The following is a 742-nucleotide window of genomic DNA, read 5'->3' as shown; positions in this document are numbered from 1 at the left end:
AAACAGTCTCTGCGGCATGCAACCGCTTCCTCTGTCTTATCCACGTTCTTTAAATTGGAAGGCCGTAAAGATGGGTTCCCCCATTCGGAAATAACCGGATCAAAGGGTGCTAGCGCCTCCCCGGTTCTTATCGCAGCTTGCCACGTCCTTCTTCGCCTCTCTACGCCAAGGCATCCGTCAGAAGCCCTTTAACGCTTGATCGTTCTCAACAAAACGCATGTGTTTACAATGTAATGATACGATCACGTCGATTGTCACGACCGCTACTAGGGCAGCGTCGCACCATCACATATTCATACGTCGTTCTTAGACATCTTCTCCCCCGTATGCTCGGAAAGTTGTGGCATACGTAGTTCATCGAAGATGTCTGTGTCAGACAATGTCTTCTCGGATCACCCCTAAAGCTATGAACAACCGGGGAAACCCTTCATTTACAATTTCAGGCAGGGTCAAGACCCTGCACCCTTCCGACCAGAGGTTACCCTCACAGCCGAAAAACTTGTTTTGCATCGTAAGCATTTTCGCTGCTCAACCGGAACCGGGAGCGAAGCGACCTAGCGCCACTGCGGCGCGCAGCCCCAAGTGTCAGGCATTTCTGGGCGCTTGAACGCCAACAAACGAACCATTCGCAACGCGAATGGTGGAGCCAGACGGAGTCGAACCGACGACATCCTGCTTGCAAAGCAGGCACTCTACCAACTGAGTTATGGCCCCCTCACACGAGGACAGACGCTTAAACCCT

1 tRNA gene and 1 rRNA gene are annotated in these 742 nt (G+C 52.3%); both read right to left on the bottom strand.

The window, feature by feature from the left end:
* Positions 1-201, bottom strand: a 23S ribosomal RNA gene (locus tag ABAC402_RS40755); the annotation flags it as partial.
* 437 nt (positions 202-638) lie between these two features.
* Positions 639-714, bottom strand: a tRNA-Ala gene (locus tag ABAC402_RS38935).
* Positions 715-742: the final 28 nt, after the last annotated feature.

Origin of the sequence: Asticcacaulis sp. AC402, assembly GCF_000495835.1 — a bacterium.
In the GTDB taxonomy this organism is placed as follows: Bacteria; Pseudomonadota; Alphaproteobacteria; order Caulobacterales; family Caulobacteraceae; genus Asticcacaulis.
This window is presented reverse-complemented; position numbering and strand designations above follow the sequence as displayed.